The 19,402-nt window shown below is 41.6% G+C and carries 14 protein-coding genes and 1 pseudogene; 5 read left to right on the forward strand and 10 right to left on the reverse strand.

Annotated elements, in window-relative coordinates:
- Nucleotides 1–12 precede the first annotated feature (12 nt).
- From AB3G73_RS08225 to AB3G73_RS08245, 5 genes are all read right to left on the reverse strand, one after another.
- Nucleotides 13–2,490, reverse strand: a complete 2,478-nt coding sequence (locus AB3G73_RS08225) for a carboxypeptidase-like regulatory domain-containing protein (protein WP_367744457.1) — start codon at nt 2,488–2,490, stop codon at nt 13–15.
- 507 nt (nt 2,491–2,997) lie between these two features.
- Complete coding sequence (locus AB3G73_RS08230) at nt 2,998–3,540, reverse strand: DUF2500 family protein (RefSeq protein ID WP_148364876.1); 543 nt, start codon at nt 3,538–3,540, stop codon at nt 2,998–3,000.
- Nucleotides 3,541–3,573: 33 nt separating this feature from the next.
- Nucleotides 3,574–5,766, reverse strand: a complete 2,193-nt coding sequence (locus AB3G73_RS08235) for a glycosyltransferase (RefSeq protein ID WP_367744460.1) — start codon at nt 5,764–5,766, stop codon at nt 3,574–3,576.
- On the reverse strand, nt 5,763–6,794 hold the full coding sequence (locus tag AB3G73_RS08240; RefSeq protein WP_367744462.1) for a pesticidal protein Cry7Aa: 1,032 nt from the start codon (nt 6,792–6,794) through the stop codon (nt 5,763–5,765). Before AB3G73_RS08240 ends, AB3G73_RS08235 begins: the two co-directional genes overlap by 4 nt.
- Nucleotides 6,794–6,925, reverse strand: coding sequence for a hypothetical protein (locus AB3G73_RS08245; RefSeq protein WP_255299422.1), 132 nt, complete (start codon nt 6,923–6,925; stop codon nt 6,794–6,796). Before AB3G73_RS08245 ends, AB3G73_RS08240 begins: the two co-directional genes overlap by 1 nt.
- Nucleotides 6,926–7,773: 848 nt before the next feature.
- On the opposite strand from AB3G73_RS08245, the pseudogene AB3G73_RS08250 reads away from it, so the two are divergent.
- The 3 genes and pseudogenes from AB3G73_RS08250 to AB3G73_RS08260 form a co-directional block, all read left to right on the forward strand.
- Nucleotides 7,774–7,935, forward strand: a pseudogene (locus AB3G73_RS08250) (ATP-binding protein); the annotation flags it as partial.
- A 57-nt stretch (nt 7,936–7,992) separates the two neighbouring features.
- Nucleotides 7,993–9,018 (forward strand): AI-2E family transporter, encoded by a 1,026-nt coding sequence (locus tag AB3G73_RS08255; RefSeq protein ID WP_004300618.1) that lies wholly within the window; start codon nt 7,993–7,995, stop codon nt 9,016–9,018.
- A gap of 56 nt (nt 9,019–9,074) precedes the next feature.
- A complete protein-coding gene (locus AB3G73_RS08260) occupies nt 9,075–10,247 on the forward strand; it encodes a glycosyltransferase (RefSeq protein WP_074638739.1) in 1,173 nt (390 codons plus the stop codon).
- Nucleotides 10,248–10,274: 27 nt separating this feature from the next.
- Here the strand turns inward: AB3G73_RS08260 and rimI are convergent, their stop codons facing one another.
- The 4 genes from rimI to AB3G73_RS08280 form a co-directional block, all read right to left on the reverse strand.
- Entirely contained in the window at nt 10,275–10,727 is a 453-nt protein-coding gene (gene rimI, locus AB3G73_RS08265; protein WP_167511765.1) for a ribosomal protein S18-alanine N-acetyltransferase, read from the reverse strand.
- 2 nt (nt 10,728–10,729) lie between these two features.
- Nucleotides 10,730–12,196 carry a RimK family protein gene (locus tag AB3G73_RS08270; RefSeq protein WP_148364873.1) on the reverse strand — a complete coding sequence of 489 codons (1,467 nt, stop codon included), beginning with the start codon at nt 12,194–12,196 and terminating at the stop codon, nt 10,730–10,732.
- Nucleotides 12,197–12,326: 130 nt separating this feature from the next.
- Nucleotides 12,327–13,571, reverse strand: a complete 1,245-nt coding sequence (locus AB3G73_RS08275; RefSeq protein WP_167511764.1) for an ABC transporter permease — start codon at nt 13,569–13,571, stop codon at nt 12,327–12,329.
- Between the two features lie 40 nt (nt 13,572–13,611).
- Nucleotides 13,612–14,811, reverse strand: coding sequence for a pyridoxal phosphate-dependent aminotransferase (locus AB3G73_RS08280; protein ID WP_148364872.1), 1,200 nt, complete (start codon nt 14,809–14,811; stop codon nt 13,612–13,614).
- A 180-nt stretch (nt 14,812–14,991) separates the two neighbouring features.
- Here AB3G73_RS08280 and AB3G73_RS08285 point away from each other — a divergent pair, with 180 nt between their 5' ends.
- Together AB3G73_RS08285 and AB3G73_RS08290 are read left to right on the forward strand one after the other, a co-directional pair.
- On the forward strand, nt 14,992–16,227 hold the full coding sequence (locus AB3G73_RS08285) for a fucose isomerase (RefSeq protein ID WP_320980417.1): 1,236 nt from the start codon (nt 14,992–14,994) through the stop codon (nt 16,225–16,227).
- 193 nt (nt 16,228–16,420) lie between these two features.
- On the forward strand, nt 16,421–18,481 hold the full coding sequence (locus tag AB3G73_RS08290) for a M48 family metallopeptidase (protein WP_148364870.1): 2,061 nt from the start codon (nt 16,421–16,423) through the stop codon (nt 18,479–18,481).
- Between the two features lie 99 nt (nt 18,482–18,580).
- Here AB3G73_RS08290 and AB3G73_RS08295 read toward each other — a convergent pair whose 3' ends face one another.
- Nucleotides 18,581–19,396 (reverse strand): fimbrillin family protein, encoded by an 816-nt coding sequence (locus AB3G73_RS08295; RefSeq protein ID WP_148364869.1) that lies wholly within the window; start codon nt 19,394–19,396, stop codon nt 18,581–18,583.
- Between the last annotated feature and the right edge of the window lie 6 nt (nt 19,397–19,402).

Consider the following 19,402-nt stretch of genomic DNA (forward strand, 5'->3'; position numbering starts at 1 on the left):
GAACTTTTCCAGTTAGAATTCAAGTTTATAACTCACATTTGTCAATACCGTAGAACCATCAGTCGCATCTATTTTCCCGGTTTTCACATTATATTCATGCCCGTAGTGTTCTTTTGCTCCGGTAAAGTTTAGTCCCTTCATGGCAAATTCATGAGATACTTTCCGTTTGTTAATGCGATAGCTGACTGTATAATTACCGATAAACATGGGCGAATACTGTTTGGAGAACGCTTTCGTTTCATCATACTGCACTTCCTTGTCCGGATGATTCATCGTTGCTTCCCTATCGAAAGGAGAATAGCGGTCGCCTCCTTGCAGAGTCAGTTTCAGGTTGACACTAAGGATATTCTGCTTGTTGCGTCCCAGCATCCATTCCTTGCCAATCAGTCCGTTGATGACATAATTACGGTTGAACTTCGTGTTATACCATACACCGTCTCCACCGCGGTAACGGGAGTCGAACCAAGAGCCCGAAATCATGTAATAAAGTCCTTTCTCCAAAAAACGTTCAAGGGTGATGTCAATTCCCACATTACGCCCTCTTCCTTTATTGACCAATGCATCTTCTACGTAGAAGTCGGAGCGGTTGAGTACGGAGTACGAACTGTCTGCCATTACAGGTACGTCGTGAAGGAACTGGATATAAGGTTCTATTTTCAGATTCATGCGGTCGGAAATCTTGTAACCGAAGGACAACATGAGGTGCTGTGCCTTAGTAAAATCCAAGTCTTTGTTGACGGACTTATTTTCCGTCCCTTTCATTTTCACGAAATAGACATCCATTTTCTCCATGCGGCTGTACATACCGTAAGCAAGCGCAAAGGTAGCTTTCGGAGCAGTCTGCCATTTCAGTCCCACACGGGGTTCGACAGACCATTTGTTGTTCAACGTCAGCAACTGCCCGTAGATACCGGCATTCAGTGTCCACCGTTCGCCCAATCCTACGGAAGAGCTGTTGTAGGCGGAAATCAGGCTGGTGGTGCCGTTGCCTTGAGATACGGTTTCCAGTGATTGGGCTTCATAAGGAGCAATGGACAGATTCATATCATAAAACATAGCGGTGTAGGTAAATCCTGTCTTATTGGTAAACCGGTTGCTGAATTTACGGTTGAAAGTGGTCGTCAGTATCAGGTTCGTATGTTTCGACTCGAGATCCATATAGGGAGTGGACTCCAAAGCATGATTGAACAAAGATGCCCCTCCGTCCAGTTGCGAATAGGTGGCGGCAACGGTCGTTCTCAATGATGCATCATTATTGAAGAAATAACGGTGGCTGATACCTCCGGCTGCCATATACTGTTTGTCTTTCGATTCGCTACGGTCACCCAGATACTCCCATTTCTCTGTGTCACGTTCCATGTCGCTTTTGAACTTATCTATCAGGCTGGTTCCCCAGACGGAGAATGTTCCGGCTTTCCTTGTCGGGAAGTTCAGCTTGAAGTTCAAGTCCTGATAATCCATTGTCCCTCCGTCAAGATTCAGCAGTCCGGTGGTAGAGTAACGGTAATTGAAGATATAAGATGCCTTATGCTTCTTGCTCAACGGGCCTTCGGAAGCAACATCAATCCCCATGATTCCCACCTGAATCGTGTTTTCATTCTTTTGATTGTTACCGTTGCGCAGCTTCATATCGAACACGCCGGATACGGCATTTCCATATTCAGCCGGAAAAGCTCCGGTGAAGAAATCGGAATTTCCGAGCACTTGCGAACTAAGGGAAGAAAGGATTCCTCCGCCCAACGTAGCGATATCGGCAAAATGATTCGGATTGGGGATTTCAACATCTTCCAGTCTCCATTGCAGCAGATGGGGCGCATTGCCATGAATGGAAATGCCATTGGATGAAACACTGGGTGCCACTCCGGCAAAAGCGGAAACCAGACGTGCAGGGTCGTCAAACCCGCCTGCGTAACGGCTCGCTTCTTCCACGCTCAACATACGCGCCCCGGTGGTAGCCATTTTATTCATCGCTTCCTCTTTGTTTGTCCGTGCCCGGATCACTACTTCATTCAGTTCGTTCACGCTCTCTTTCAGAGGGATTTCCAGATAGACTTCTTTAGCGGAAGTCACCAATATTTCTCTGAAAATGCCGGGTTCATACCCCATGAACGCTGCTTCTACCGTATGTCTTCCGACAGGGACCTGCGGAAGGGTGAAACGTCCGAGACTGTCCGTTGTCGTCCCTACCCCTTCCTTATCTGACAATTTCACAGTCGCATACGGTATAGGATATTTCGAATCTCCGTCTACTACAATCCCGCGAATCGTCTGCACCGGACGTCCTTTACGCTCTGCCGTCTGCCCGAAAGCAGCTACGGACACAAATAAAGCAATTAATAACAATATCCATCCTCCATAACGATACATTTTCCGCGTGAGCTCCTCACTTAAAACTCTTTCTAAGGTTTTAAGTACTACTCCGCATTCATCTACTGATACTCCCGAACGGAGTGCTACTTCTTCCAGCAACATAGTTTTATTCATCTTCATGACTTATTCTGTTTTCTATTTCGACACGAAGATAAAGGATAGGACATCACTTATTTTTCCAATGAGACGAACACAGCTTGTTTGTAGACAAAATACGGGATTAGCAAGACTTTATTGACATGAAGAATAAAAATCAACCAGAAAAGTCATACACCTTTTTCAATCTGAATGTTCTATTTTTAATATGATATAAAAAACTATTGGTTTGAAAAGAATGAGCTACCCAATACAACCGTATCCTAAACGGTTCATTTCCGTATGGATGAGCTAAATATTACATAGTAAAAAAAGATCTATCATACCACCATTCATTTTAATATTATTCTAATTATCAAAGGAATAAGTATGATAGATCTCTTTTTAAAATATATCTATAAATGAAAAGATTTATAGTATATATTATATTATTGTCTAGCCTTTCCGATCCGGTTTCCACACCGGAATCCCTTTTCCCCTTCACAGACTGCAAGAGAGAACAGTTCCGGAAGTTCTTGCAGCAATTATATTTTAAAGTCCTTTCGTTATCACTGGAAGCCCGAAGAATCCTTTCTGCAAAGTCAGTGTCTTTGTTTTGCCTTGCCGGGTCTTATTATAGGTAGAGAGTGATACGTGCAACGTTTCCACAGTTCCATTCTCAAAGGCCACCTGTAGATAGTATTCCTTACGCACACCATCCGACACATAACGCCGCTTACCTACCCGGCGTGTCTTCTTATACGTCTTCTGAAGTTTCTTCTGCACGATAACTTTTTCATCCTGCGTGGAAGCAGGATCCGCCAGACAATAGTTTCCCACCAGAAACAATGCATAGCTGACAGCTCCCACACAAACCACATGGCAAAGCAGATTGAGGGTTTTATCACTTCCTGCCGTCAACCATGTCCACTTTTTATAAAGAGGAAGTGTAAGAATAGCAATCACTAAAGCCACTCCGACAGGTATCCACCAACTGGCCAACGTATCTTCATAAACAACGTAACCGACAGCACACGAAATAATAACTATAAAAAGCATCAGTACACGAAGCACCTTAATAAATACCGATTTCATAACATTGCAGTTTATGCCTGCAAATATACAGAATTAGTCAGATAAAAGAGACAGTCGTGCCATCAAATAGCAAACGGTAGATTCCGCTCCCTGATTCAAATTGATGTTATTTTCTTCCAGTCCGTCATAGCAACCACCGGTAGCAGGATTGTAAACAATCTGATGTAAATGGTTATTGCCCAGAAACCAGTTGAAAGCATCTTTTTGCATACGAAGATATTTTTCGTCCTTAAATACTTGATAAAAGGTCTTCAGAGCAATCACCATGCCCGCCACGTCTACGGGCTGTTCTCCAAATCCATGACTGCTCTTCCCTTTGTGCATCCATCCCTGATTGGAAACCACCTGAATACGACTGCCTACAAATACTTTTTTCAATAAGAATTCGAAAGATTCATGGGCTATTTCTTTATACTCCTCTCTGCCAATAGCCAGATGGGCCAACAACATTGCTTCCGGCAAAATGGCATTATCATAAGTGAGATATGCCTCAAACCATCGCCAATGCACTTCTGCCGTTCGACGATATATCTGCGCCAGTTTATTGGCCAACAGCCAGATGCACGCATCGGTCTGCGCCGAAGGACATTCACGGCTATAATAGTAGAATCCCTTGAGCATAAAAGCAATGCTACGGGGAGACTCTATCCGGTCGAACCGTTGGAAGGTACGCTTGAGAATAGCTTCCGCCTCCTCTTTCCACGGAGCGGGAAAATGCCCGGCACAAGAAATAAAATATCCCAAAGCGCAAACAGCCCGTCCATTACTATCGTCCAGTCCCACTTCCTCATTTTGCAAAGTGAATATTCCATCTTTATCCACGTAATTCAAAAAAGAGCCGTCCGGCTGCTGACAGTAACGGATAAAATTCAAGTAGGTCTTGACATACCGCTCTTTCACTTTTCCCTGTCCCGTAGCAACCACCTGACACATCGCCATTAACGCACGTGCCGTATCATCCAATGTATAGCCGGTGGAACTGTCCGGACGATTTCCTTTCGAAAACTGGATAATTCCCCACTGGCGGCTCATGCGCCGGATATGGTAAGTGTCTATGGGAGGCAGAGAGTAAATCAGTTCCTCTTCCACCCTGCCCGTTTTCTGGAAAAGAGACGCATAGGCAATAGCCACATTTTCCCAAGCTGTAGCCGCTGTCTTCTGCAGACCGACCAGTTTCATCTGAGTCCGCAACTTTTCATCAGCAAGCAGATGATTGGCAGCTTCGGACAACTGCTCCGAATTCTTAAAGTCGAAGATGATACCGGAATCATCACTCAACAATTCCAATGCATGGGGAATAGGGGTAGCTATAATCGGGCATCCGCAGCTTAACGCATAAACAAATGTCCCGCTCACTGCCTGATTCGGGTCACTTGAAGTAAAAAGATACACATCTGTCAACTGCAAATATTCCAATAAGACGGGAAGTTCAAGATATTGATTGATAAAGAGCACATGTTCTTCCAGATGCAACTCCTTTATTTTCGCTTCCAACAGATTACGATATTTCTCTCCTTCTACTTTCAGCACCCCCGGATGCGTTTTGCCGATAATAAGGAATATCACAGAAGGATTCGTCTTCACAATGGCCGGTAAGGCATCCAATGTGGTTTCGATACTTTTGCCGGGACTGAGCAGCCCGAAGGTAGAAAGCACACGCCTGCCCGAAAGCTGATAAAAATCTTTTAATTTGCTCTTATCTCTGAACGATACTAAATGGGTACCGTGAGGAATCACCGTAATTTTATCTCCATCTGCCTGATAATCCCGCAGGAGAATCTCCCGGGAGTTTTGTGTCATGACTACCAGATTCGCACAGGTAGCCATCATTCTTCCCACACTCCGGTAAAGGGCGGGTGAAGGTTGCGCAAGTACTGTATGAAAGACAAGAATCACGGGTTTGAGAAGTTGTTGCAACATTTGCAGAAAAGCTTCTTCCTGCGCTGCATATAATCCGAATTCATGCTGCACCAGCACCATTTTAACTTCAGAATTTTCATTCAACTGTCTGGTTAAAGTAGCATATGCAGAAATATCCGACGTATCAAGAACATACTCGACGTCTTCCGTACAAGTCTGTTTTTCCGTATCGGACTCCACTGCACATATCTTTATGGAGTAAGATTCTCCAAACTTTGAAAGGATAGCCCGGATCAAGTCCTGGGCAAAAGTGGCTATGCCACATTCACGAGGAGGATAAGTAGTAATACATATTATTTTTCTCATTTGATTTGTTTTATTAATTCATCTAACAACTCTGTCAGTTGCACTGACACGCAAGCCACATATTTGTCGGCTGCTCCATAATAGATATAGAGAGTGTCGCCAAACAGGGCTGTGCCCGTTGGAAAACAAACTCTATTGACTACACCGGACAGTTCATATTCTGCCTCGGGAGTGAACAACGGATAAGGCAAACGGGCTATTTCAATAGCCGGATTGTCTATATCCAACAAAGCCGCACAGGCGGAATAAACATAGCCGGAAGGAGTATCATATACACTATGATAAATCAACAGCCAACCGGCCTTTGTCTCTATCGGGGGACATCCGGCTCCGATGTAACTTGATTCATGATCGTGATAAGGCGCCAGCAGGATGCGTTTGGCGAAATTCTGATAGTATCTTTTCCAGAACTCTTTCGTCAGCATATCAAAACGCTCTACCGCCACATACTGGATGTCAGGACGAATACGATGCATAAAATAAAACTTCCCGTTGATTTTCCGGGGAAAGAATACTACGTTCTTATCCATCATATAAAGCGGATGCCCTTTCTCGTTAGTTGCCTCACGTTTATTGCCGGAGCGGAAATATTTACTGATAATGGCCTGCTGGGTACGAAGCTGTTCCCGGAATTGCGGATAGGTTATCTGGGAAGTAATGATGCCTTTCTTCTCAAAATGTCTCAAATCCGAAGAAACGGCGAGAGCACCGACAGCACTGTATCCGTCATAGGCTGTATAAGTGAGATAATAGAGATCCTCTATCTTTACGATCCGGGGATCTTCCACTCCTTGGCACTCATACTCAAACTCGGAAAACAGCAATGGAGCCACATCCCTCTCTACCACCGTCAAAGGACCTTCAAGCCGGCAATAACCGATGGATGAATAGTTTCCTTTTTTGACTGCACGATAAAACATATGCACCGTATTTCCTTCGACAATCACTGCCGGATTCATCACACCTTCGTTCTCAAACTCAAGCGAAGTTCTTTCCAATATAACACCTTCCCTTTTTACATGTACCATTATGTCCTTGGTATTATACTCATTCCTTTGTCACTCTTACTCTGCTTCTCTCTCTGATAATCAGTCAGTACTTTAATCTTCTTGTCCGACTTTTCTTTCTTTGCTTCTCTTTTTTTCTCTTGACCTTTCATAATTCATTTCTTTTTTAGGATAGTTTATATTCGGGGATAAAATAGACGGGATTTCCTTTTCTGCAAGTTACGGTATTAATTTCCGGTAATACGATAAACTTCTGATTATTATTCTTTTATAACAGTAAAGTACATTTAAGGTAGCAAATGAATAGCCAACGAATACTTATAAGTACAAAAACATAGCATATAAGATCCAAACAATAAATGCCGTTAAATATCAACACTTTACCAAATTACCATTCCAACCAATAAGCATATTGGAATTTTATTGACAACTCACGATAGGATGAGAATGATAGAATAATAGAAAAGACAGAAAAAACTCATTTTAAACATGGTGACGGTATCCACTTATGATAGTGACGGTATATTCATGGGATAGGGTAACCATCCCGACCGGATAGTGACGCTATCTTTCTGCTTGGAAAAGAGCATAAAAAAAGGCTATCTATCCCAGACAGCCAATCTTTTGTTAACCTTAAATCTAATACTATGAAAAACACATTGCAAAGATACGGACTTTCTGCATATCTCCAAATTTTCAGGCTCAAGCAGCGTATCTTATAACATGGTTTAATAGAAGTAACAGTTTCGTTAACATTTAACATAAATCCATCGGATATTAACGAATATCCGATGGAGTAGATTCAGAGATTACTCATATCGTAATGAACGAGCAGGTTTGCTCATTATTATTTTCATTGTCTGGAAAGCCACTGTCACAAATGAGATAAACAGCATCAGCAATACAGGTACTATAAAGAACCATGCTTTGAGATCGCAGTGCCGCACTGACCTTGTTTGGATGCCAGCAATTAGCCCAATACGACCAGCTGAAACCTATCCTGCAGGAAAAAGTATTCATTCCGTTCTTCACCATCAAATCTGAAGGAACCGGTATCGGGTTAAGTCTCTGCCGACAAATCATCCGTAACCACAACGGTCATCTGTCTATTTTGGAAAGCCGTCCCGGTAAAACAGTTTTTCATATCGACATTTCACTGTAAAACAAACCTTTCACGGTCTTCGAGTGTTTATTATCATATAAACGAATTTTACACGATATGAGCACCAAAGAACAATACTGGAAATATTCCCTCATTGTCATCATCCTGTTTATGGGAGTCATCATCTTCCGCCAAATCACTCCTTTTCTGGGGGGATTGCTGGGAGCACTCACCATCTACATTCTTGTACGCGGACAGATGAATCATCTGGTAGAAAAACGAAAGCTGAAACGAAGCATCAGCGCACTGTTGATTACCGCAGAAACGATTTTCGTCTTTCTTATCCCTTTGGGGTTGACTGTCTGGATGGTGGCAAACAAGTTACAAGATATCAATCTGGATCCACAGACCTATATTGCACCTATTCAACAGGTAGCAGAATTCATCAAAGAGAAAACAGGATACGATGTATTGGGAAAAGATACGCTGTCATTCATCATGTCCATACTTCCCCGTATCGGACAAATTATAATGGAAAGCATCAGCAGCCTTGCCATCAACCTGTTCGTCATGATCTTTGTGCTTTATTTCATGCTGATTGGAGGAAAAAAGATGGAAGCTTATGTCAATGACATTCTGCCATTTAATGAAACCAATACGCAGGAAGTCATTCACGAAATCAATATGATTGTCCGTTCCAATGCTATCGGTATTCCCTTACTGGCTATCATCCAAGGAGGCGTGGCTATGATAGGCTATCTGCTTTTCGGAGCACCCAACATACTGATGCTGGGATTCCTGACCTGCTTTGCAACCATCATTCCGATGGTAGGTACGGCATTGGTATGGTTTCCTGTAGCCGCTTATCTTGCCATCAGCGGAGACTGGTTCAACGCCATCGGGCTTTTTGGCTATGGGGCTATCGTCGTATCGCAATCGGACAACCTTATCCGGTTCATCCTCCAAAAGAAGATGGCGGATACGCATCCGCTTATCACTATTTTCGGAGTAGTCATCGGCCTGCCGATATTCGGGTTTATGGGAGTCATCTTCGGTCCATTGCTTCTTTCATTATTCTTTCTTTTTGTGGATATGTTCAAGAAAGAATATCTCGACTTGCGAAATAACCTCCCATCGAGATGACGGAACTACCGAAAAATTGTGTACTTTTGCGGCTGTAAAAACGACACTAAAATTTGATGGAAACATTTACATTCAATACTGTCGAACTGATTCTTTTATCGGCGGCAGGTATTCTTTTTATCATTCAGCTCATTTATTATTTCGGCCTGTACAATCGAATACATGTCCATAATAAGGCTGTGGACAAAGAAGAGGCGCATTTCACACGAGAACAGCCTCCACTTTCCGTGATTCTCTGCGCACGCAATGAGGCTGAAAATCTTCGTAAAATTCTACCTGCCATTCTGGAACAGGACTATCCACAATTTGAAGTGATTGTCATCAATGATGCTTCCACAGATGATACCGAGGATATATTGGGAGTGATGGAAGAAAAATATCCTCATCTTTACCATAGTTTTACACCCGAAAGTGCACGCTATATCAGTCATAAGAAACTGGCTCTGACGTTAGGCATCAAAGCCAGCAAACATGACTGGCTGGTATTTACGGAAACAAACTGTATGCCCGCCAGCAACCAATGGCTAAAACTGATGGCACGTAATTTCACTCCACAGACTCAAATTGTGTTGGGATATAGCGGATATGACCGCACAAAAGGATGGTTGCACAAACGTACTGCATTCGACGCTTTATTCCAGTCCTTGCGCTATCTGGGATTCGCGCTAGCCGGAAAACCTTATATCGGTATCGGACGCAACCTGGCTTACCGAAAAGAACTATTCTTTCAACAGAAAGGTTTCTCCAAATACCTGAATCTTCAACGTGGAGAAGATGATTTATTCATTAATGAGCTAGCTACCTCCTCCAACACCCGTGTTGAAACAGACTTCAACGCTACCACACGAATACAGCCCGTATATCGCTACAAAGATTGGAAAGAAGAAAAGGTTAGTTATATGGCTACTGCCAGATTCTACCATGGAATACAGCGTTACCTTCTGGGATTTGAGACACTCTCCCGTTTGTTATTCTATATTACCTGTATAGCAGGTATCGTATTCGGGATTCTTAATTTCCACTGGCTGGTAGCAGGCATCGCATTCCTGATCTGGTTACTGCGCTTTACAATACAAGCTGTCGTTATCAACCGCACGGCCAAAGAAATGGGTGGAGGACGGAAATACTATTTCTCGTTACTTGTTTTCGACCTTATCCAACCTGTACAGTCATTGAAGTTCAAACTCTGCCGTTTCTTCCGGGGAAAAGGGGATTTCATGAGAAGATAAACCGGATTTCGTGAGAAGGCAGACTTATTATTGAATCAATCGCTGCATATAAATAGCATCCGAACCATCGTGATAATAGCATGGCTTTATTCCTGCAGGAATAAAGCCATTTTTCATATATAGTCCGATAGCGGAAGTATTGGTCACTTTCACTTCAAGCGTAATCTTTGCAGCCTTACATTCGCCGGCCGTCTGAATCGTCTGATCCATCAATACCTGCCCCAGTCCTCTTCCTCTATAATCCGGATGAACAGCTATCGAATAGATTCTTAAATAGCGAGTTCCCCCATGAAATAACAGGGAAACATAAGCAATCACCCTATCTCCCTCCATCATCACATAGAAAGTTCCTTTCGAACGACTTATCAGATAGGCAAACTGCTCCTTTGAGAAACTGTCTTCCCGAAAACACTCCCACTCTATTTCCAAAATAGCGGGAATGTCTGCCTGCTGTGCTTTACGGACGACTATCGGCTCCATAATCAATAATGTTTCGTTTCTAACGCTTGTTCAAAGTGATTCAACAAACGGTAATACATTTCATCACCGATAATGGCATCTTCCAGTCCATGATCAATGCTCGGATTATCATTGATTTCAATTACATAAGCCTTATCATCCACCATTTTCAGATCGACTCCATACAACCCTTTTCCTATCAGATTGGCAGCCTTAACAGCTGTATCCAATACCACACGAGGCACCTGATAAATAGGAATCGTATCTACCAATCCACAACGGCTTCTGCCCGAATCATAATGACAGTAAATCTGCCAGTGTCCTTTTGCCATATAATATTTGCAAGCATAGAGCGGTACACCGTTCAATAAACCGACACGCCAGTCAAACTCCGTTGGAGTAAATGCCTGTGCCAGCAAGATAGCCGATTTTTCAAACAGTATCTTCAGACTGGCTTGCAACTCTTCTTCGTTCGACACTTTTTTCATACCAATGGAATAAGAGCCATCCGGTATCTTCAGGATAAAAGGAGCGCCTACCTGTTCGCTTATCTGTTCGAACGAATGATGGTTGGATTGAAAAATCAATGTAGACTTGGGAGCAGGTATCTTTTCTTTCTCAAAAAGTTCTTTCAGATACACTTTATTCGTGCACCGGATGATAGACAGCGGATCGTCAATGACAGCCATTCCGTTTTGTGCAGCCAACTGTGACAAATGGAATGTATAATGATTGAGCGACGTTGTAGTACGAATAAACAAGGCATCAAATTCGAGCAAACGAATAGCGTCATCTTCGGTAATCATCTCCACATGGATATTCATTTTCCTAGCTACCTCCGTCAATTTGTGCAGAGCGCCTTTATTGCTGGGAGGAAATTTCTCCTGTGGATCGACCAATACAGCCAGACTATAGCGGGAAGCCTTTGCCGACTTCGGTGCACGCCATATTTTCTTGTTAAAGTTATCCAGCGTATTGGCAAAAAAATCCTGCTCTTCATCATTGAGCTGATTCAGGGAAAGAAAATGAATACCCTCAATCTGATTTTTGGGATGAGTATTCAAAGCCACTCTCAACAATGGACAAGGGTAATTCTCGAAAATAAAACGTGCAATCCGTTCCAGACCTTTTTCCCGGCATTTGCCAAAGTAGATATTCAGATACCAGATATCATCCTTGATGTCATTCTTCTGTATCCATTGATAGCAAAGGGCTTGCAGACTACGATCCATCCGCACCCCCGTTCCGGCCTCCATTTTGTTGATGATATCAACATCCGGAATGACTTTCTGTCCTCTCGTTTGGGCTAGCAGCGAACAGTAATACCCTTCAGAGTTATAACTGTAATCATTGCTAAGATTAATAACTAACTTCCGGTCTTTCTCCACCGGCTTGTTTTTCAGATAGTCGGAAACAGTCAGGACACTACTTGTCTCATAATACGGTTTCCAGTCATCCAGATTATCCAACAGAATTAACACATTATTCATAATGGTTAAAAATTAAACCTACAAGAGGATATTAAGTAAATTGGGCGCAAATATAGACATATTATTCACTCCACATCACGCAATGGACCAAATTATTTTTGCAGTAAAAATCAGATAGGAAAAAAGAGGATTATTCGTATCTCATGGAGCTTGCCGGATTGATCTTAGTGATCAGAAATGAAGGACCAATCAGCATCAATACAGATGCAAACAAAGTGCCGAGATTAATCAAAACGAAAAGTAATACATTAAAGGAAACCGGAACAGTATCCACATAGTAAGTCTCCGGATCAAGTTTAAACAGTCCGAACTGTGACTGAAGAATACAGAAAGCCAAACCAATGGCATTGCCCCAAAGCATGCCTTTACCAATCAAAAAGACTGCAAACCAAAGAAAGGTTCTACGAATCGTGAAATTGTTGGCTCCCAATGCTTTTAAAATACCAATCATATTGGTACGTTCGATGATGATTATCAACAGGCCGGAAATCATAGTAAAACCGGCCACCCCTATCATCAGAAACAGGATGACCCATACATTCAAATCCAATAAGTCGAGCCAAGCAAATATCTGCGGATTCAACTGTTCGATATTACGCACATAATACACACCGCCCAGTTTATCCATCCGGTTATCTATATCAGTTGCGATTTCATACGTTATGTCCTCCAGTTTATCGTAATCTTTCACCTGTAACTCTACACCGGTCACCTGCTCCGGTTGCCAGCCGTTCAACCGATTCACCAGATTAAGATCCGTCAATAAAAAGAGATTGTCGTATTCGGAAAAGTTCGTTTGATAAATTCCGGCAATTGTCAGACGCCGGGCACGGATATCGTCCTGTATATAATAGGTGTATATCTTGTCTCCCAGTTTCAACTTCATCTTAGTGGCCAACGCCTTGGAAATAAGCACCTGATTGGAAGAAACAGAATCACTGAAAACAGGTATCTCGCCTTCCACCAAATATTCCTTTATAAAATGAGGGTCAAATTCCGGACCTACGCCTTTTAATACCATTCCCTGAAAAGCATCATCCGTCTTAATCATTCCCGGTTTAGTAGAAAAACGCTGTACATGACTTATTTCCGGATAATCAGCAAGAGCAGTCATCATACTGTCTCCTACCACAATCGGATGAGTTTCGTAAGAACTGACCGCATCCAGATTGGTAATCTGGATATGCGATCCGAACCCTATAACTTTATTTCTCACTTCACTTTTAAACCCGATGACTACCGCCACTGCAATAATCATTACAGCCAAACCAATAGCAATACCCGCCATAGCAATGAGGACCGCAGGACGTGACACCTGCTTTCCGCCATCGCTTTCACGATAGATACGCCGGGCTATGAAAAGTGATAGAGACAATTTGTATAAATACTTAATACCTGATACTTAATACTTAAATTTATTCCGTTCTTCCCGGATACACTTCCAAAGCCTTCTGCAAGACAAAAAGTGCACGGGTTAAATCTTCTTTCTTCAATACGTAAGCAATACGAACCTGATTGATTCCGGAACCCGGGGTGGTATAAAAACCGGAAGCCGGAGCCATGAATACAGTCTGACCTTCATACTCAAAATCAGAAAGACACCACGCACAGAACTTATCAGAGTCATCTACCGGAAGTTTGGCCACTGTATAGAAAGCTCCCATCGGAATGGGTGAATAAACACCGGGAATACGGTTTAAACCGTCAATCAGGCATTTACGACGCTCAACGTATTCATCATACGTCTCACGATAATATTCTTCCGGAGCGTCTAAAGAAGCCTCTGCGGCAATCTGTCCAATCAATGGAGGACTTAGGCGTGCCTGGCAGAACTTCATGACAGCATCACGTATTTCTTTGTTTTTGGTAATCAACGCACCGATGCGGATACCACATTCTGAATAACGTTTGGATACGGAGTCAATCAGTACGACATTATTCTCAATTCCTTCCAGATGGCAGGCAGAGATATAAGGAGATCCTGTATATATAAACTCACGATATACTTCATCGGAGAAAAGAAACAAATCATACTTCTTCACCAAGTCACGAATCTGATTCATTTCACGACGAGTATACAAATAACCGGTCGGATTATTCGGATTACAAATCAGGATTGCTTTGGTACGTTCATTAATCAGTTCTTCAAACTTCTCTACTTTCGGAAGGGAAAAGCCTTCTTCAATGGTCGTAGCAATAGTGCGAATCTTTGCTCCGGCAGAGATGGCAAATGCCATATAGTTAGCGTATGCAGGTTCCGGAACGATAATTTCATCTCCCGGATTCAGACAAGAAAGAAAGGAAAAAAGTACGGCTTCCGAACCTCCCGATGTAATGATTATATCGTCTGCAGTCAGATTGATATTAAACTTTGCATAATATCCCACTAATTTCTCGCGATAGCTACGATAACCGGCACTGGGACTATATTCCAGTACTTTACGATCAATATTGCGTATCGCGTCAATCGCGGCCTGAGGAGTGGGCAGATCAGGCTGTCCGATGTTCAGGTGAAACACATGGACTCCGCGTTGCTTGGCAGCATCTGCCAAAGGAGCCAGCTTTCTGATAGGAGATGCAGGCATCTCGTTTCCGCGAATGGATATGGTTGGCATAATTTTATTGACTATTTTACAATTTACTATTTACTATTTAACTTGGAGCTGCAAATGTACGCAATAATTTGAATACAGAGACATAAAAACTTTAAAAACCTTAGCAAGGTTAAAATCGTTATGGTAATTTGAAAAGAAAGCTATACATTTGTCATACAGAAAACTTAAAACAATATCATAATGACCATACACCTTATCTCATTCGCCTCAATCCTTCACAAACAATCCTCGCTAAGAGGCTCGCACGAAGCTATTTTAAGCGAGATTGAAAAATATTATACTGTAAAGCTGGTCGACTATCAAGATATGGACAAGCTTAATAGTGATGATTTCAGAATCATTTTCATCGCTACCGGCGGGGTGGAAAGACTGGTCATACAGCATTTCGAAAACCTTCCCCGCCCTGCCATTTTACTGGCGGACGGCATGCAGAACTCCCTTGCAGCTGCATTGGAAATCTCTACCTGGCTGCGGGGACGCGGAATGAAAAGTGAGATTCTACACGGTGAACTACCAGCCATTATCCTGCGTATCCATACACTTTATAATAATTTCCGGGCACAACGTTCCTTATTCGGCAAACGTATCGGAGTCATCGGAAGTCCTTCTTCCTGGTTAGTGGCCAGTAACGTGGACTACTTGCTGGCTAAGCGCCGTTGGGGAATTGAATATGTAGATATTCCATTGGAACGGATTTATGATCATTTTCAACAAATCACAGATGACCAGGTAGGAGCGTCATGCGCGGCTGTAGCATCTCAAGCTCTTGCCTGTCGCGAAGGGACTCCCGAAGATTTAATCAAATCAATGCGACTATACCGGGCGATAAAAAAGGTATGTCAGGAAGAAAATCTGGAAGCACTGACATTAAGCTGTTTTAAACTGATTGAACAAATCGACACTACCGGATGCGTGGCATTATCTTTATTGAATGATGACGGGATAATAGCAGGTTGTGAAGGAGATCTCCAGTCTGTTTTTACGCTATTAGCAGTTAAAGCACTTACGGGTAAAGACGGATTTATGGCAAATCCTTCCATGATCAATACCCGTACTAATGAACTGATATTGGCACACTGCACCGTAGGTCTCAAACAAACGGAGAGATATATTATCCGAAATCATTTTGAAACAGAAAAAGGAATTGCCATACAAGGGTTACTTCCGACGGGGGATGTAACGATCATAAAATGCGGCGGTGAATGTCTGGATGAATATTACTTATCTACAGGAACATTAACTGAAAATACCAATTATATTAATATGTGCCGTACACAAATACGCATCCGCATGAATACTCCAACAGAGTATTTCCTGAAAAATCCGTTGGGAAATCATCATATTATGGTTCATGGAAATTATGAAGATACGTTGAATGAGTTTTTCCAGGCGAATGCTTGTAAGCGGACAGAATAGCACTCTCTATTAATTTCTCAAAGAAGGCACTTTACTGATAAGCAAAACAATTCATCCGCTTATTAAGAAAGTGCTTTTTATACAGGTATATCCATACAAAATAAAATTTACCAAATAAAACCACCATTTATAATAGAAGATATGAAAACTAAATGATACTTTTGTATATCAAAACAATCTCATATCTAATATCATGGAATCTGAAGACGTCATCCGCAAACATTCTATTAGTGTTCTTTTCAGAATAGCTTTATTTATCTTAGTATACATCGGACTCATTGCATTGGGAGTGTTCCTGTTATGGATAGCATACCGGTTTGCCGTCTGGGGATTTCTGCATTTTACAGCCATCTCCAGTTTCAGGCTGATTTTGATATTGATAGGAGCAATGATAGGCGGAATCGGTTTTTCTGTCATGTTCGGTATTTATCTGGTTAAGTTCATATTCTCCAAAACCCAGAATATCAATGCAAATAGAAGACTCGTTACCGAAGCAGAGTGCCCTGCATTGTTCAATGCTATTCGTGAGGTGGCTTCTGCAACCCAATGTCCGATGCCTAAAAAGGTGTATTTATCACCGGACGTCAATGCATGTGTCTTTTATGACACAAGTTTCTGGAGTATCTTTTTCCCTGTAAAAAAGAATCTGGAAATTGGCTTGGGATTATTCACTTCCACCAATACTTCGGAACTGAAAGGCATTCTGGCTCATGAATTCGGACATTTCTCACAGAAAAGTATGAAAATAGGTTCCAGCGTTTATATTACGAATACTGTTTTATACAATCTTGCTTTTCAAGAAGACAAGTGGGATCAATGGGTAGATAAATGGTGTATGCTACCGGTTCAGCTTCTTGCCGTTTTCGGAATGTTAACCAGACGGTTCACTAATCTGGTGAGAAAGATTCTACAGAATATGTACAAAGTGGTCAACCGTTCCTATTTCCGTTTGTCCCGGCAGATGGAATATGACGCAGATGCCATCGCATGCAGCTATGTAGGCAACCAGGTTTTTGCATCCGCATTACGAAAAATCGAGGTTTTGGGAACTACTTTTGAAATCACCCGAAACGGACTGACTGACCTTTCCGAAGAGAAAAAGAAAGTCAGCAACATTTTTGAATCGCACCAGATTATCACAGATTTCATTACTTATAAAAATCAAATACCCCTCCGCTCTCAAAGCTTAATGAACAAAGATATTCCATCACAATATCCGGAATCGAGGATTGTTGTTGAAAATGTATGGGATACCCACCCATCATTAAGCAGCAGAATATCACATTTACCGATACAGAGCGGAGAAATATCCGAAAATGACTTATCATCTTCCTGGACTTTATTACCTGACAAGTATAAAGAAGAAATATCCCAAATCATAGAAGCACAAATTGCAGAAAACACACAAACCCCGGAAGATGAAATGAAAATTATCTCCAACGAAGACTTTACGCAATGGTATAAGGAGTATTATCGCAAAAACACAATCCCCGAAGAATATCAGACCTTTCTGCAAAGGGATATAGCTACATTTGACAGAAGTCTGGTTACCATCGAAGAAACAGAAAATCCATTTTCTCTATCCAATAGTGAGATAATAAAAGAATACTCAATAGCCACAGACGATTGGAATACACTATGCAGTGTCTACAACAAAGAATTGGAAATAGAGAGTATTTCTTATCTCGGAGAAAAATGCTCCATTGACAAACTTCCCATGGATAAGCACCGGACATATATACTTTCCTTATTCGAGAAAATAAAACAAATAGACCATGATATTTATAAGTATATATTATACCGCGTAATGGACGATGTTTCATTAAAAGAAAAAGTCAATTCATTGTATAATGCTATTTTCTTTGTGAAAGAATTTAAAGACCAATACGACATTCCTTTAACCGATCAAATCAATGCACTCATTGCAGAATTTAATCGACCTATAAACCGCGATGAAGAAAATATCAAGCAACTCAAAAAGACAGTTAATGCTCTCGAAAAAGATATAAAACAAACGATGAGTATGTGTGATTGGAAAATACTGTCAGAAGTTACTGTACCGGAAACTATCAATCAGTTGAAATCATTCGTTGAAAGTCCCAATGATGAGTCAGAGCTCTCCGAGATTAATATTGAATATGTCAACACAATGATCCAATCTAAAGTTTTCTATTCTTATTTATTAGATAAAGTAGATAAGGATGCGAAAATAAAGCTTGGGAATATCATTGATAATATCGTTCAACAAAAATAAATGTATCATCCTGCTGACATACTGATAAAAATGAATCCTAAAAGCTGGACAATCAGCTTTTAGGATTCATTCCGTATTATCTTTTATCTACTCCGAAAACTAATATTGCAAGTTAATTTCAAATAGAGTTATCTTATTTGCAGTCAGAGCAGTAGCATTCTCCAATGTATAATCAAACATCACCTTTTGTCCGGCCTCATTTATTCCCACAAATTCAAAGATTCTACCAGCCAAAGTCTGTTTAGGAAGAACTCCCCTATATACATCTCCCGCTTTCATTAATGTGATAGTAGATAATGAAGCAGATGCGTCGGTTTTAGTTGTTGCAGTCTGGTTGATTAAATCTACAGATGAACCAGTTAGCACATTAAGCAGAGCAACCGAAGTCAACGTAACACCATCCGGCAAAGCCGGTTTTACTTCAATCTGCGCCATCATATGCCCAAACTGTAAACTGACAGCTCCCTCTCCCGGAAGAGCCTTTTCATTCTTAGCTACTAACAAATCACTCTGTGCGTAACCATTATCCTTTGACTGATCAGACAAAACTGTAAAATCAAAATTTGTGGTCGGATGATCCCCATAAGGATAATAAGCATAAAAATTGATAGGCGAATTATCCAATGGATAAGTGATTGATTTATCCGCGAGCCACTTTCCGTTGCCAGTGTAAGCATACATAACATTCTGGTTCAACACCTCTGATGCTCCGCGTTTTACACCAAAAACTCCTATCTGGTCATCCTCAACGAAAGAAGTGACTTTTCCCTCTGTAACGGTTCGCGTCTTTGATATATTCACATCGAAGTTGACTACCTTAGCAGATGGAACCAATTCATTCTCTGCATCCTGACTACAAGAAGTAAAACTCCCTATAAATGCAGACATTACCAATAGTATATTAAATCTTTTCATATTATT

Origin of the sequence: Bacteroides sp. L008, from assembly GCF_040812255.1 — a bacterium.
Taxonomy (GTDB): Bacteria; Bacteroidota; Bacteroidia; order Bacteroidales; family Bacteroidaceae; genus Bacteroides; species Bacteroides vicugnae.

Bases quoted from the DNA above. Each gene is read 5' to 3' on its own strand.
- AB3G73_RS08225 (WP_367744457.1), bottom strand. From the start codon at position 2,490: ATGAAGATGAATAAAACTATGTTGCTGGAAGAAGTAGCACTCCGTTCG.
- AB3G73_RS08230 (WP_148364876.1), bottom strand. From the start codon at position 3,540: ATGAAATCGGTATTTATTAAGGTGCTTCGTGTACTGATGCTTTTTATA.
- AB3G73_RS08235 (WP_367744460.1), bottom strand. From the start codon at position 5,766: ATGAGAAAAATAATATGTATTACTACTTATCCTCCTCGTGAATGTGGC.
- AB3G73_RS08240 (WP_367744462.1), bottom strand. From the start codon at position 6,794: ATGGTACATGTAAAAAGGGAAGGTGTTATATTGGAAAGAACTTCGCTT.
- AB3G73_RS08245 (WP_255299422.1), bottom strand. From the start codon at position 6,925: ATGAAAGGTCAAGAGAAAAAAAGAGAAGCAAAGAAAGAAAAGTCGGAC.
- AB3G73_RS08255 (WP_004300618.1), top strand. From the start codon at position 7,993: ATGAGCACCAAAGAACAATACTGGAAATATTCCCTCATTGTCATCATC.
- AB3G73_RS08260 (WP_074638739.1), top strand. From the start codon at position 9,075: ATGGAAACATTTACATTCAATACTGTCGAACTGATTCTTTTATCGGCG.
- rimI (WP_167511765.1), bottom strand. From the start codon at position 10,727: ATGGAGCCGATAGTCGTCCGTAAAGCACAGCAGGCAGACATTCCCGCT.
- AB3G73_RS08270 (WP_148364873.1), bottom strand. From the start codon at position 12,196: ATGAATAATGTGTTAATTCTGTTGGATAATCTGGATGACTGGAAACCG.
- AB3G73_RS08280 (WP_148364872.1), bottom strand. From the start codon at position 14,811: ATGCCAACCATATCCATTCGCGGAAACGAGATGCCTGCATCTCCTATC.
- AB3G73_RS08285 (WP_320980417.1), top strand. From the start codon at position 14,992: ATGACCATACACCTTATCTCATTCGCCTCAATCCTTCACAAACAATCC.
- AB3G73_RS08290 (WP_148364870.1), top strand. From the start codon at position 16,421: ATGGAATCTGAAGACGTCATCCGCAAACATTCTATTAGTGTTCTTTTC.
- AB3G73_RS08295 (WP_148364869.1), bottom strand. From the start codon at position 19,396: ATGAAAAGATTTAATATACTATTGGTAATGTCTGCATTTATAGGGAGT.